The organism is Streptomyces kryoterrae (assembly GCF_054072135.1).
This window is the reverse complement of the sequence record NZ_CM133358.1, coordinates 8,125,038-8,139,485: the sequence shown is the minus strand read 5'-3', so window position 1 is coordinate 8,139,485 and position 14,448 is coordinate 8,125,038. Positions and strand designations below refer to the sequence as shown.

The window sequence follows — 14,448 nt, the reverse complement described above, 5'->3', positions numbered from 1 at the left end:
CGAGCGCCGCCGTATCCGGGCCGTTCACACCGTCGTGGGCGGTGCACCACCAACAAAACCGGCTGTCACGCGAGTGTGGGAGTCCCTGATGAGGGGGTCACTGACAGGGACCCCCAACCCGGCGGAAGCGCTCGTAGAGTGAAACGCATGGCAGGCAGAAAAGGCCCCTACAGCACAAACCGCGACATCCGTGATGATCTCCGCGCGGAGATCCGGGAATTCCTCGGCACTCGACGGGCCAAGGTCACCCCCGAGCAGGCCGGACTGCCGGTCTACGGCGGAGAGCGCCGACGGGTCACCGGGCTGCGCCGCGAGGAGGTCGCCCTGCTCGCGGGCATCTCCAGCGAGTACTACACCCGGCTGGAGCGCGGCAACGCCACCGGCGTCTCCGAGAGCGTCATCGACGGCATCGCGCAAGCACTCCAGCTCGACGAGGCCGAACGCATCCACCTGCTCCACCTCCTGCGCGGCGCCGCCACGACCCGTCCGCCACGCCGCAGGCCGGCCCAGCAGCGCGTGCGGCCCGCGGTGCAGCGCGTCCTCGACTCGATGAGCGGCACACCCGCGTTCGTCCTGAGCGGACGCGGGGACATCCTGGCCGCCAACCACCTCGGGCGCGCCCTGTTCTCCCCGGTCTACGCCGCCGACCCCTCACGGCCGCCCAACAACGCCAGGTTCGTCTTCCTCAGCCCGCACGCGACCGAGTTCTTCCGCGAGTGGGACCAGGTCGCAGGCGACACTGTCGCCATGCTGCGCGCCGAGGCCGGCCGCGATCTCTACGACCGGCGGCTGACCGACCTGATCGGCGAACTGTCCACCCGCAGCGAGGAATTCCGTCATCGCTGGGCCGCCCACAACGTCCGGATGCACACCACCGGCGTGAAGCTCCTCCACCACCCGGTCGTCGGCGACCTCGACCTACCGTTCGAGACCTTCCCGGTGGGCGGCGACTCCAGTCAGGTCCTCCTCACCTACACCGCCGAGCCCGCCTCACCCTCGCAGGACGCACTGAACCTGCTGGCCAGCTGGGCCGCGACCAACGACGACATCGAACGGACCGAGTCGGCCGACGACTCCGCGCCGGCCGACTCGTCCGAGACACCCGACTGATCGACCTGTGCGCCCCCTCCCCGACGATGCCACCGCCACAAGAGACGGGAGCCGCCCCTCACGCCCCACCCGACCGCCTTCGCCAGGAACCGGTGGTTCTCGGCAATAACAGTCAGTCAGCCAGAGCGGCTGGACGCACAGCCTCCGGCCCGAAGCGCCGCCGGGCACGGTCTGCGGCGGCTTCGGCGGCACGGGCACGGACATCCCCAGGATCCAGAGAGAGCTGGCGGTAGGCGCTGTCGGCCGACAGCAGGTCGTCAGCGCGGATCGCGAAGGCGCGAACTCGTGCTCGCTGCAGCCCCAGGACGGTCAGCAGACCCAGGGCAGCGGTGGCGAGTGCGGGCGAGTGGTTGGCGGGTTCCGGCAGGGTACGAGAACGCGTGGTGGAGCTGCGGTCGGCGTACCGCACCGTGAGGGCGAGCCGGCCGGCGAGCTGGTTTTCACCGCGCAGGCGCTGGCCGATCCGCTCGGCAAGCCCCAGGACGGCTCGGTGATGCTGTGCCGGGTCGAGGCAGTCCCGCTCGAGTACGAGGTCGTCCACCAGACGCGCTGCCGGTTCCGATCGGGTGACCGGGCGGGGATCGTGGCCGCGGGCGCGTTCTGCCAGCAGCCGGGCAGCGCCGGCTCCGAGAAGTCGCTGCAGGGTTGCCGGAGGTATCTCGACGATCTGCCCGATGGCGTGCAGTCCGTATCTGCTGAGTGTGTCCGCTGTGGCGCGGCCGATCCCTGGCAGTGCGGTGACCGGGCGGGGGTACAGCCAAGCGGCGGCCTGCCCGTCGGGGACCCAGGTGGTGTCGCCCGGCGCGGACGCGTCGGCCGCCATGGCAGCCAGCATGCGGTTGTTCGCGAGCCCGGCGCTGCTGTCGATGTCGTAGAAGAGCTTCAGCCGCATGTTCGCCAACTGGACCACGTCGTAGGGAGACAGGTCGAAGTACCTGAGCGCTGAAGTCAGGTCAAGCTGGACGGCGTTGGGCGGGACGGCCTGGACATGAGGCGTGATACCGGACATCAGTTCGATTGCGTCGGCGTACCGAGCCTCACTCGGTGCAGCGTGCAGATGGAGATGGAGGTGGGCAATGTGCCGCTGCCGTGTGGTCATCCCGCGCTCCCCGGACTGGCGTAGCCGAACTTCTTCAGGTCGGCCGAGCGGGTGCCGGCGGGCTGCAGGTCGGCGTACGGGTGGAGGCGGGCGCCGGTGGTGCCGTTGGCCAGGGTCCGCCGCGACTGGGCCGGGGTCGGGTACGGGCGGCTCTCGCCGAGGAGGGCGAGTGCGGCCTGGGGTCCGTTGTCACGGCGGGCGGCGGCGATCTCGTCGAGATCCCAGGCCATGGAGCCGACGACGGTACGACGGGTGCCGCGCACCTGGACCGTGCCGCGCACCAGCAGCAGCCCGCTGTGGAAGACGGTGTACGCGCACGCCGGATGCGAATCCTCGAAGAACGCCAGGTCGACCAGGCCGGAGCCGTCCTCCAGCGTCACGAAGATGACCCGCTTGCCGCTGGCGATCGGCGGGGTCTGGGTGGAGGCCCGTACCCCGGCGACCAGCACCTGCTGACCGGCACGCAGCCCGGCCAGATGGGCGGCGTCGGTCGCGCCGATCTCGCGCAGGAGGCGGTGGTGGTGCTCCATCAGATGCCTGGAGACGTCGATGCCGAGGGTGTTCAACTCGGCGCTGAGTGCTTCGCGTCCGGTCATCTCCGGCAACCCGCTCGGCTCCGCCCCGCCCACCGCGCCTGCCTCGATGGGCAGTTGACCCTTGGGCGCGGAACGGTTGCGGGACTGCCGGTGCAACTCGGCGATCTGGAGCAGCAGATCGCGCCGGGTGAGGCGGCCGTCGTGGAGACAGTTCAGGGCGCCGATCTCGGCGAGGCGTTCGGCGACCGGCCTGCTGGGCCTACCCCGCTGCCAGAGGTCCGACAGCGATCCGTAGGGCTGGCCCTCCTCGATCCGGGCGCACTCCTCCTCGCCGATGCCGTGCACCCCGGACAGCGCGAGCCGTACACCCCACCGCTCTCCGTCGGTCTTCTCCACGGTGTGCTTCACCCGGGAGCGGTTGATGTCGACGGGCAGGACCTGTACGCCGCCCCGGCGGGCGTCGGCGACGAGGACGCGCTTGGGCCACATCCCGGGGTCGTGTTCGAGCAGGCCGGCCAGCAGGAACGCCGGGTAGTGGGCCTTGAGCCAGGCGCTCTGCAGTGCGGGTACGGCGAAGGCGACCGCGTGGGCGCGGCAGAAGCCGTACGCGCCGAAGGCCTCGACGGTCCTCCAGACCTCGTCCCGGACAGCCGCGCTGTAGCCACGCGCACGTGTCCGGTCGTGGAACCACTCCTTGATCCTGGGCAGCAGGTCCTTGTCACCGAGCGCCCGTCGGGTGATCTCCGCGTAGGCGCGGTCGCAGCCGGTCAGGACGGACAGCGTCTCGATGATCTGCTCGTGCCAGATGGTCACGCCGTAGGTGTCGGCGAGCACCGGCTCCAGGTCCGGATGAGCGTACGCCGGTGTGCCGCCGTGCCGGGCGGCGATGTACCGCTCGGGCATGCCACCCGCGACCGGGCCGGGGCGGAAGAGGCTGATGTCGGCGATGACGTCCTGCGGGTCGCGGGGCTGCAACCGGGAGAGCAGGTCCTGCTGGCCGGGTGACTCCAGCTGGAACAGGCCCAGGGTCCGGCTCTCCTGGATGAGTCTGAACGCGAAGGCGTCGTCGAGCGGGACCTGCTGGGGGTTGTCGAGGTCGATGTGGTTGCCGGTGGTGCGTTCGATCTCGGTGACGGCGTGCGCCATCGCGGACTGCATCCGCACCCCGAGGACGTCGAGCTTGATGTTGCCCAGCGCCTCGATCTCCTCCTTCGCCGCCATCGCCATGGGGTAGTCGCCCTGGGGCGTGGGCTGCACCGGCAGCCGGTCCAGGAGGGTGGCGTCGCTGATGACGACTCCGCAGGGGTGCATGGCCATGCCGTGGACCAGGGAGTCGAGTCCTTCCGCCAGCTCCCAGAGCGGTCCGAACCGGTGCGCCTCGGCGGCGAGTTGACGCAGTTCGGGCAGTTCGGCGAGGGCGCCGGTGATGTCGGAGGCGCGCAGGTGCGGGAAGCTTTTGGCGATCCGGTCGACCTCGTCAGGCGGGACCCCCAGTGCGAGGCCGGTGTCCCGCAGAGCCCTGCGTGCCCGGTAGGTCTCGGGCATCGCGGTGACCGCGACCCGTTCCTTGCCGAACCGTTCGAAGATCGTGTCGTAGCACTCCAGGCGCCGGGCGGACTCCACGTCGATGTCGATGTCGGGCAGCGAGGCGCGGCGCACGCTGAGGAAGCGTTCGAACAGCAGGCGGTGGTCGAGCGGGTTCGCGGTGGCGATGTCCAGGGCGTGGCAGACCAACGAGCCGGCCCCCGAACCACGGGCCGCGACGCGGATGCCCCTGGCCCGGATGTCGGCGACGACCTGGCCGACGGCGAGGAAGTACGAGTCGTAGTCCAGGTGGGAGATCACGGCGAGCTCCTGGTCCAGCCGGTCGAGCGCCTCACTGTCTCGGTCGAGGCCGCGTCGGGCCAGGCCCTCCTCGCACTGCCGGCGCAGCAGCTGTGCGGCTCCGTCCGCTCGATGCGCTCGGTGTTCGGCGCCGAAGAGCGACGGTTCCGGGAAGTGCCGGGTGCCGAGCCCGAGGTCCGACACCGGGTCGAGGCGGCACGCGGTCGCCGTGTCCGCGGTGTCCGCCATCAGGCGGCGGGCCCTTTGGACGTCCGCTCCGGCGCACTCGGCGACCATCCGCGCGACGACCGCCATTCCTCCCTCGTCCTTGAGCCACCGCTGTCCGCTGTCGAGGCGGCGCCGGTCGATGGGCCGCAGCAGCCGGGCGGCGTCCAGGACGTCGGCGAGACGGTGCTGGTCGGGATCGGCGTAGCGGACGGCGTTGGTGAGGACGGCGGGGGTGCGGGTGCGGTCGGCCAGGGCGAGGGTGCGGGCGGCCAGGCGCAGGGATCCCGGACCTGTGCTGAAACGTTTCTGCGCAACGGCTTCCAATCGGACCCCTCTCCCGAAGATCTCCTTCCACGGCGCCAGCAACCGCACCGCGACATCCGCCCGGCCCACCGCCAGCGCCCGCACCGGCTCCGAGAGCGGGCCGAGCAGCACGGTCAGACCGGGGCCGCCGTACTCGCGCAGCGCCTCCCACGGCACCACCACCGGCGCCGCGCCGGACGCCGTACCGACATGCGCGGCCGAGGTGATCCGGCACAGCCGCGCCCAGCCCGCCCGGTTCTGCGCGAGCAGCGTGAACCGCAGCGGCGGCTCGACCACATGGGCGCCGCCGCGCACCGGGGTACGGCGCCGCCGCACCGGGGGCGGCGGCGCGAGGGCGGCCACCGCCAGGTCGACGCCGAAGACCGGCCGCACCCCTTCCTTCGCACAGGCCCGGGCGAACCGTACGGCGCCGGTGACCGTGTCCCGGTCGGTGAGGGCCAGCACCCCCATGCCGCGTTCGGCGGCCCGCCGGGCGAGCTGCTCGGGGTGGGCGGCGCCGTAGCGGGCGGAGTAACCGGACGCGACGTGCAGATGGGCGAAGCCCGTCATGCCGCACCTCCATCACTCCACCCCTTTTCAGCCATTTAATCGATCAACAGTTCGATAGCTGACTCGCGCCGATTCGTACTTCCGTTCGATTGATTCGTTCACTCTAGCCCCATCGGCCCCGGTCAGCGACCTGATCAAGGGCGAGTGCGGACCGTCCAAGATCGTCGAAACCGCCACAGCCCCTTCCCTGCCCGCTCCGTACGGCCTCACGGACGACGAAATCCCGCCCCCGGAAACCAGGGGCGGGACCGCCCCGGACCGATCGGCCCGGGGAAGGGGTGGTGCGGAGAGGCCTCAGCCGATCTGCGTACCGCCTGCCGACAGCGCCTCCGTGACCGACCGGAAGAAGACCTCCCCGCCGGAACCGCAGTCACCGCTGCCGCCGGAGGGTCAGGCCGATCGCACTGTTGCCCGAAAAGAGCGAGCCGGCCACTGTCACCGGGCTCGGCGCGGACGCCGGTCCGGATGAGCCCGTTCAGCTCGCCGCCCTTGACCACGTTGAAGCCGAGCGAGCAGCGTGCCACCGTCGGTGATCGCGTCGCCGCCGACGATGAAGGTCCTGAACTCCCCCTTCGTACCGTGGAGTTCGGCCGTGCCGTCGAGGCCGCAGACGACCTTGGTGAGCTTGGTCCACTCGGCCGCGGAGACCGTGCGGTTGACGGTGATCACGACCTTGTCGGTCGTCGGGTCGATCGCCCACGAGGTGCCGGGGATGGTCGCGCCTCCTGCTTCAGGGTCGTACGGGCGCTGTCGAGTTCGGTGACCGAGTTCTCGACGATGCGGGCCCGGGCGCCGGCCGACCCGAAGCGGCGGCCCGGACGGTTTCGCGTCAAGTACGTTCCCGCGGCATCGGTACGGCGGCCCTTACCGGGCGTCGAGGCGACTTCCCGGCCCCAGGGCTGAAAGGGCCTTGGGTTCGGGGACCTTGCCGACCTCGCTCGCGTTCGCACTCCGGAAGGTCACTCCCGCGGCGACGAGTACGGCGATGCCCGCACCCACCACGGCGGCACTCGCACCGCGAACGCTGTGCGTGAGTAACGAGTGGGCGGACCGCGAGGTCTACTCCTGCCTTGAATTCGCCCCTTCGGCGTTCAGATCCAACAGGGACGCGGCGGACGGCAGTTGCTCCCGCACCGATTGCTCGGATCGCTCGGCTCGCTCAGCGATCTCCACCTGCGCCGGCGCCGAGGGCGCGACCGACTGTGCCGCCGCTGGTGCGGCCGGTGGCCCGGACGGCTGCTGGGCCCGTTCCAGGAAGCGGAGCAGTTCCACCGGGAAGGGCAGGACGAGCGTGGAGTTCTTCTCGGCCGCGACCGCCACCACTGTCTGGAGCAGCCGGAGTTGGAGTGCGGCGGGCTGCTCGGACATCACCGCGGCGGCCTCCGCGAGCTTCTTCGAGGCCTGCAGCTCGGCGTCCGCGTTGATGACCCGGGCCCGTCGCTCCCGGTCGGCCTCGGCCTGCCTGGCCATCGAACGCTTCATGGTCTCCGGCAGCGACACGTCCTTGATCTCGACCCGGTCGATCTGCACGCCCCACCCCATGGCCGGACTGTCGATCATCAACTCCAGGCCCTGGTTGAGCTGCTCCCGGTTGGACAGCAGATCGTCCAGGTCGCTCTTGCCGATGATCGAACGCAGCGAGGTCTGCGCCATCTGGGAGACCGCGAACCGGTAGTCCTCGACCTGGACGACCGCCTCGGCCGCGTCGACGACCTTGAAGTAGACGACCGCGTCGACCCGGACCGTGACGTTGTCCCGTGTGATGCCCTCCTGCGCGGGCACGGGCATCGTCACGATCTGCATGTTGACTTTGCGGATCTTGTCCACGAAGGGCACGATCACGGTGAACCCCGGCCCGCGCACATGCGACGAGAGCCGCCCGAGCCGGAACACCACGCCCCGCTCGTACTGTTTGACGACCCGCGCCGCAGCCGCCACGTACAGCACTCCGGCGGACAGGGCAGCGGCTCCCGCCGTCACCAGCTCCTCGACCATGCCGGCCCCCAGGGTCCGAAGTGGGCGTACGCAGGGGAGATTTCCTGTCCTGCCGGTGCTTCCCGTACTGCCGGTGCTTCCCGTACTGCCGATGCTTCGCGTACTTTCTTCCCGCACTCCGAAGGTAACTCCGCCGGGCGGACAAGGGCGAGCCCCCGTACGCGAGTTGCGTACGAGGGCTCTCCTGCTGCTGCCGGCTGCAGGTCAGGCCGTGCGGAAACCGATGGTGGCGCGGCCTGCCCTAGAAGACGCTGACGCCGTAGGCGCTCAGGGCCTCCGTGACGGGCTGGAAGAAGGTCGTACCACCGGAGGAGCAGTTGCCACTGCCGCCCGAGGTCAGACCGTAGGCGACGCCGCCGTTGGAGTAGAGCGGGCCGCCGGAGTCGCCCGGCTCGGCGCAGACCGTGGTCTGGATCATGCCGTAGACGACGTCGCCGCCGCCGTAGTTCACGGTCGCGTTCAGCGCGGTGACCCGGCCGCTGTGGATGCCGGTGGTGGAACCGCGACGGTAGACCGTGGTGTTCACGGACGGGGTGGCGGCACTGGTGATGTCGACGCTGCCGACGGTGCCCGAGATCGAGCTCGTGGGATAGCTGCTCGCGTACTTGACGATCCCGTAGTCGTTCGTCGGGAAGCTGGAGCCCGAGGTCGCGCCGAGCAGTGTCGTATGAGCGGAGTTGGACCACCAGTTGCCCGCGCCGTCGGTGCAGTGACCGGCGGTCAGGAAGTAGTAGGTGGAGCCGCTGCGGACGTTGAAGCCCAGGGAGCAGCGCCAGCTACTCGCATAGATTGCGTCGCCGCCCGAGATCAGTTTGCTGAACTTGCCCGGGGTCCTCTTGATGGTGATGGCGTCGGCGGTGGTGCCCGCCTGGCGCTTGATCTTCGCGATCTCCGCCTTGGAGACCGTGCTGTCGACGGTGAGGACAACGCGGTTCGTCTTGGCGTCGACGGCCCAGGCGGTGCCCGGGATGTCGGCCTTGAGTACCGAGCCGCTCGCCTTGGTGAGCTGGGCCGCGCTGAAGGTGTTGACGTCGGCGGCGGTCGCATTGGGGATCGCGATGGCGGCCGCGGCCACGAGTCCGGTGCTGACGGCGATCAGCCGTGTCCGTCTCGTGATGCCACTGCGGGGGGTGGTGCGCTTGATCCTCACTTGTCGTTCCTCCACATGGGAAGTCGGGGGCCCGCGTGGGGTCGGGGCCCGTGAGGCGCAGTCAGGGGCTGTTCCGTCCGGATTCCGAACATGCTGTGACCCTGACAAGCGCTGGGTGGGAGTATTCGGCCGTTCAACCGGTCGACGCAAGGGCGCCTTTCGGCCTCACGTTGTTCAACCCCCGTACAGCCCGCAGGGGTTGATCAAGGAACCACGGCGTTCTGACGAAGGTCGCGCTCCCCTGCGGCTATCGCGACGCCCAGCGTATTGCCCTGCGGGGGAAAGGGGCAGACGAAGTGGTCGGCGAACGCACACGGTGGGAGCAGGGACCGGTTGAAGTCCACCGTTGTGCGCCCCTCGGCGTCCGGGGCCGCGGGGCGCGGGAACCGGAAGCGGTAACTGCCGTCACCGCTGGTCGAGTCGGCTGAGACGGCCCGCAGTGTGCCGTCCTCCTCGACGGTCACGCGCAGCGTCTGCTCCTGTCCGTCGAGCGAGAACGTCAGTTCACCGCCGAGCCCGAGCCCACGCTCCCGCCCGTCCGCGTTCGCGACGCGCACGGTGCGCCGCCCGCCGTACGGCGCGAACCGGCCGGGTACCGACCAGCGCGGGTCGTACGGGGTCGCCTCGACGCCCTTGAACGCCGTGCGCGTCTCCGCGTAGGGGTCGAAGTCGCGTACACCCCAGCTGCCCTCGCGCACCAGTACGACCAGGTGTCGCTCACCCAGCCGGACCCGGGCCAGGCCCGCCTGACCGGCGTCGGCGGGCAGCCGGACCTCCCCGGCGAAGGGCTTGCCGTCGAGTGGCAGCCCGTCCTCGGCCCCGGCGGCCAGGACGATCCCGTCGCCGTCGGCCGTCCACCGGCCAGGGATGGCCGGAAGCCGACCGTCCGGAAAGTCCTCGAGCCAGGGTGTACCGACGAGTGAGAGGGGCCCGTAGGGCGCCGACACCGTCTCGATGCGCCGTTCGTGGCACTTCCGCCATGCCTCGGACGCGTCCGCCGTCATGAAGCCACTCCAGAACCCACGCCAGCTCACTCCCTGGAACCCACTGCGCCGTCTCGGCACACGCCCCGGACCACGCGTTCCGCGAACGGCCCGTACACAACCTGTATGTCATCTTTGTAAGTGCGGCGCCCAGTCAGCCCGTCCATACGGGTTCGCCCAGCCCGAGGTGCGAGCGCAGCGTGGTCCCCGCGTATCGCGTACGGAACGCGCCACGTTCCTGGAGCAGCGGCACGACCCGGTCCACGAACTCGTCCAGGCCGCCCGGGGCGGGATACGGGACGAGGACGAACCCGTCGGCCGCCCCCTCGCGTACGAACGCCCCGAGTGCGTCGGCGACCGACTGCGGGGTACCGACGAAGGAGTGCCGGCCGCTCGCCTCGGCGACGGTCTGCCGGATCGACAGCCCCCTGGTCCGGGACAGGGCCCGCCACTGCTCGGCCACCTGCACCGGGTCGGCGGTCCCGACCCGTCCCCGCACCAGGGCGGGCTCCGGCACCGGGTCGAAGTCGGGCAGCGGACCGTCGGGGTCGTAGGAGGAGAGATCGGTGCCCCAGATCTGCTCCACGGCGAGGATGGCCTGCTCCGGCGAGACCTGTTGCCGGCGGATCACGGCGGCCTTCTCCCGCGCCTCGGCGGCGGTGTCCCCGAGCACGAAGGTCACCCCGGGCATGATCTTCAGGTCCCGGGGCGCTCGCCCGTACTTCGCGAGCCGCCCCTTGACGTCGGCGTAGAAGGCGCGCCCGGCTTCCAGGCTCCCGTACCGCGTGAGGACCACGTCGGTGGCCGACGCGGCGAACTCCCGCCCCTGCTCCGAGTCCCCCGCCCGGATCACCACCGGATGCCCCTGCGGTGAGCGCGGTACGCCGAACTCGCCCGCGATGTCGAAGTGCTGCCCCTGGTAGGCGAAGGGCCCAGGCACCCCGTCCGGTGTCCAGGAGTCCCACAACTCCCGCGCGGCGTCGAGGAATTCGGCCACGTACGGGTACCTCTCGGCCTGGTGGAGGAAGCCACCGCGCCGGAAGTTCTCGCCAGTGGAGGCACCGGGGAAGGAAGCGGAGGAGGTCACCACCTGCCAGGCGGCCCGGCCACCGCTGAGCTGGTCCAACGTGGCGAACCTGCGAGCCAGTTCGTACGGTTCGTTGAAGGTCACGTCGGCCGTGGCGGCGAGCCCGATCCGCTCGGTGACGGCGGCGAGCGCGTCCAGGACGGTGATCGGCTCGGGCCGCCCGGCCACGTCCAGGCCATGGACCCGGCCCAGGTGGTCGTGCGGCCTCGGCCCCTCCGCGAGGAGGAAGAAGTCGAACAGCCCGCGCTCGGCGGTCCGGGCGAGCCGCTCGAAGGAGGAGAACGAGGAGAAGGAGGAGAACCCGACCTGCGACCCCGCCCTCGGACCGGCCCGCCGCACGGCTGTGCCGTCCACGCCCGGAAAGCACGCCGCGAGGTGCATCTGCCCACGCCCCGGCGCCCGTACGGTCATGAGGCGCGCCCGGCGGTCACGACCGGCCCGCGTACTGGTTGGCCGGCCGGGCCAGGCCCAGGTGCTCCCGGAGTGTGCGGCCCGGATAGAACGTGCGGAACAGGCTCCGGTGCTGGAGCAGCGCCACCGTTCCGTTGACGAGCCGCTCCAGGTCGCGGCGCGGCTCGACGGGGACCAGATGGAAGCCGTCGACGACACCGGACGTGTGCCAGGCGGTGATCAGTTCGGCGAGGTCGACGGGCCCGCCCCGGTACAGCGGGCCGTGCGCGCTCGGCCGGGGGCCACCGCCCCCGTGTCCCGGCTCGGCCGCGTGCTCGCCGCCGCCCAGGTCGACGACAAGGCTCGCGAGGACCCGCAGCTCGTCCGGGTCACGCCCCAGGTCCTTCGCGGCAACCCGCAGTTCGTCCCGTACGGCCCCCGCCTGCGCGGCGCTCGCCGCCCGGACGAGCACCACGTCGGCGTACCGGGCAGCGGTCTGCCGGGCCTGTCCCTCGGTGGCGTCGACGACACGGACGGGATGGCCCTGCGGTGGCCGGGGCACGGCGGACGGGCCCTTGACGGAGAAGGTGGCGCCCTCGAAGTCGACGTGGTGCAGCTTCTCCCGGTCGACGAAGCGGCCGGCCGCCACGTCCCGGGTGTCGGCGTCGTCCTCCCTGCTGTCCCACAACCGGGCTGCCACGTCGGCGACTTCACCGGCCTCCCGCCACAGTTCGTCGCCGGGTGCGGCGCGGCGACGGCCGAAGAGCCGGGCCTCGGCCTCGGTCGCCGACACGTCGAGCTGCCAGCCGGCCCGGCCGCCGCTGACCCAGTCGAGGGTCGCCACGGCCGCCTGGACGTGGAAGGGCTCGGTGTGCGTGGTGGTCACGGTGGGCACCAGCCCGATCCGCGCGGTGGCGGGCGCGACCCGGGCGAGCACGCCGAGCGCGTCAGGACCGGGGCGCGCGAAGGAGTCGCCGAGCGTCACGAAGTCGAGCCCGCCGCTCTCGGCGAGTCTCGCCGACTCGACGTACAGGCCGGCGTCGAAGAGGGCCTGGTGGCCGGCCGCGGGCTGGTCGACGGCGGCGGCCAGGTGCAGCAGGCCCCGGCCGTGCGTTGAGGTCATGAGGATGAACCTTTCGTCGGTGCCTCACAGCACGCGCGTCGTAAGGGAGGCTTCATGCGGCGGTGTCGTGATCGGCCACCGGTTGGGCACCGCGCACGGAAACACGACCGGCAACCCGCTCGTCACGGTGCTCGGCATCGCGATAGTCGAGGTGTTCTGCATCGCGGTCCTCGCCGTACTCGCGGTCCTCGGCATCGCGCCGGCGAACGTCCAGCGCGCCCAGAAAGGTCAGCGCGGCGCGCGCGGTCGCGTCGTTCTGCCGGAAGGCGGGACCGCCGGTGCGCGGCCGGGTGAACGCGCCGGAGCCCCGCGCCTCGGTGTGCGGCCCGAGCGCGAAGCGGCGTGGATGCGGCCGGCCGGCCCGGTCCAGGAGCCGCCCGTCACCGGGGTCCACGGCGAGCAGCCCCTCGGGGGTCACACCGGCCCCGTCGTTGTACAGCTCGCGCAGCAGGGTGTCGCGGGCGCGCTCCAGGGTGGGTTCCGGCAGCCGCGCCTCGACGAGCGCGCGGGCCTCCACCGAGGCACCGGGCACACTGGCACCGCTCGCCCGGAAGACCCCGTCCGCCGCGGTGACGGTCGTGTCGGCTCCGAGGAAGTTGAGGATGCCGGCCCGGGACAGCGCGAGCATCTGCCGCAGCCGGGGTCCGGGCGGCCCGGAGGCGAGATAGCTGAAGAAGCCGTGCCACCACGACCCGATGTCGCCGAGCCGCACCAGTTGCCCGTAGACGGAGAGCAGCCCGAGAAAGACAGCCAGGTCCGGGCTGTACGTCGGGTCGTGACGTCGGGTCAGATCGTCCTGTATGTACCCCCGCAGCCCTTCCTGGAGCGCTTCGTACGACGGATAGCTCACCCCCTCCAGCGGACGGTCGAGGGCGTCGAGGTCCAGCCGGTCGGCCGGATCGGGCACGGTGGAGGCGACCAGCGTCTCCCGCTCCGCCCGGTCCGCGACGGCGTACTTCTCCTCGAAGTCCGTCCAGGCGCCGCCGGTGCGCTCCGGGTGGACGGTGAACAGCCGGTGGTAGTGCGCGAACCCCAACTCCTTCTCCACCAGCGGCCATACGTCCCGTCGGAAGTCGAAGCCGTCCGGACGCGCGAGCAGGGCGTCCACCTCGCCGGGCCCGAAGAACCTTGGCAGGGGCGGCCGTTCGCCGGTCCAGTCGTAGCCGATCTTCGAGTGATACGGCACCCCGCGCCGGGAGCCCACGTACAACACGGGCTCCCGCCCGGACGGCCGGTAGACCAACTCCCCCTCGCCGTCTTCCTCATAGCGCCCGCCGCGTCCCTCCGTGAGGAGCACCATCAGGTCGACGAAGGCGAGCCCGAACCCCCGCACGAGAACGGGTTCACCGGGCCGCAGCGCGGACAGGTCGCTGTCGGCGGTGAAGTCGGGCGGCAGATGGACCAGCCCGTTGGCCTGCGCATAGGCGGCCAACTCACTCTGCTCGTGGTCGAGTTCGGCGTCGAGATGCCCGAGCGTCAGTACGACGAGGTCGGCGTGCAGTGGCCGGGCGCGCCCCTCCAGCCACACCTGCTGGCGTCCCTCGCGCGGCCCGTCGACCCGCAGGGCGCGCCCGACGTGGTGCTGAACGCGGATGCCGGGCGGCAGGGCGCCCAGCGTGTCCTCGTAGACCCAGTTCAGGTAGGCGCCGAGGCGCCGGCGGTCCGAGAAGACGCGGCCGTCGATGTCCGCCCACTCGTGCAGCGTGGGGCCCGAGCGCACCGGGCCCGCCATGGCCACGGTCTCGTCGGTGAACATGGTGACGTCCTGGGCCTGCGAGTTCATCCACAGCAGCGGGGACTGCTCCTCGCGCCAGATCCGGCCGCCGCCCGGCGGATAGGGGTCGACGAGATGGATGTCGAGGCCCGAGTCCCCGTACAGCTCGGCCGCGTTGGCAGCGATCCGCTCCAGGAGACCGGTCCCCCGCGGACCGGCCCCGACGATGACGAGAGTCGGCGACGACGCCGCGTCACGCGGCTGTTCCGGGTCTGTGAGTGGGGCCGATCCGGCCAGGGGCTCTGAGGACATGCAAAGGCTCCGCGACGCGATAGG

9 protein-coding genes and 1 pseudogene are annotated in these 14,448 nt (G+C 71.3%); 1 reads left to right on the top strand and 9 read right to left on the bottom strand.

Annotated elements, in window-relative coordinates; all coding sequences use genetic code 11:
• Window positions 1-147 precede the first annotated feature (147 nt).
• Window positions 148-1,110 carry a helix-turn-helix domain-containing protein gene (locus tag ACW4TU_RS36140; RefSeq protein WP_457420258.1) on the top strand — a complete coding sequence of 321 codons (963 nt, stop codon included), beginning with the start codon at window positions 148-150 and terminating at the stop codon, window positions 1,108-1,110.
• Between the two features lie 112 nt (window positions 1,111-1,222).
• Here ACW4TU_RS36140 and ACW4TU_RS36135 read toward each other — a convergent pair whose 3' ends face one another.
• The 9 genes and pseudogenes from ACW4TU_RS36135 to ACW4TU_RS36095 all read right to left on the bottom strand — a co-directional run bounded on the left by ACW4TU_RS36135 (window position 1,223) and on the right by ACW4TU_RS36095 (window position 14,424).
• Window positions 1,223-2,209, bottom strand: coding sequence for a DNA polymerase Y family protein (locus ACW4TU_RS36135; protein WP_457420256.1), 987 nt, complete (start codon window positions 2,207-2,209; stop codon window positions 1,223-1,225).
• The gene (locus tag ACW4TU_RS36130) at window positions 2,206-5,670 is read right to left on the bottom strand and encodes a DNA polymerase III subunit alpha (RefSeq protein WP_457420254.1); all 3,465 of its coding nucleotides are present in this window, start codon (window positions 5,668-5,670) and stop codon (window positions 2,206-2,208) included. Before ACW4TU_RS36130 ends, ACW4TU_RS36135 begins: the two co-directional genes overlap by 4 nt.
• Before the next feature lie 294 nt (window positions 5,671-5,964).
• Window positions 5,965-6,672 (bottom strand): annotated as a pseudogene (locus ACW4TU_RS36125) (S1 family peptidase).
• 57 nt (window positions 6,673-6,729) lie between these two features.
• Entirely contained in the window at window positions 6,730-7,665 is a 936-nt protein-coding gene (locus ACW4TU_RS36120) for a slipin family protein (protein ID WP_457420252.1), read from the bottom strand.
• 241 nt (window positions 7,666-7,906) lie between these two features.
• On the bottom strand, window positions 7,907-8,815 hold the full coding sequence (locus tag ACW4TU_RS36115; RefSeq protein WP_457420250.1) for a S1 family peptidase: 909 nt from the start codon (window positions 8,813-8,815) through the stop codon (window positions 7,907-7,909).
• A gap of 203 nt (window positions 8,816-9,018) precedes the next feature.
• Window positions 9,019-9,819: a DUF1684 domain-containing protein gene (locus ACW4TU_RS36110; RefSeq protein ID WP_457420248.1), complete on the bottom strand. Its 801-nt coding sequence runs from the start codon at window positions 9,817-9,819 to the stop codon at window positions 9,019-9,021.
• Window positions 9,820-9,952: 133 nt separating this feature from the next.
• Complete coding sequence (locus tag ACW4TU_RS36105) at window positions 9,953-11,296, bottom strand: NtaA/DmoA family FMN-dependent monooxygenase (RefSeq protein WP_457420246.1); 1,344 nt, start codon at window positions 11,294-11,296, stop codon at window positions 9,953-9,955.
• Window positions 11,297-11,312: 16 nt separating this feature from the next.
• Window positions 11,313-12,398 (bottom strand): LLM class flavin-dependent oxidoreductase, encoded by a 1,086-nt coding sequence (locus ACW4TU_RS36100; protein WP_457420244.1) that lies wholly within the window; start codon window positions 12,396-12,398, stop codon window positions 11,313-11,315.
• A gap of 52 nt (window positions 12,399-12,450) precedes the next feature.
• A complete protein-coding gene (locus ACW4TU_RS36095; RefSeq protein WP_457420242.1) occupies window positions 12,451-14,424 on the bottom strand; it encodes an FAD/NAD(P)-binding protein in 1,974 nt (657 codons plus the stop codon).
• Between the last annotated feature and the right edge of the window lie 24 nt (window positions 14,425-14,448).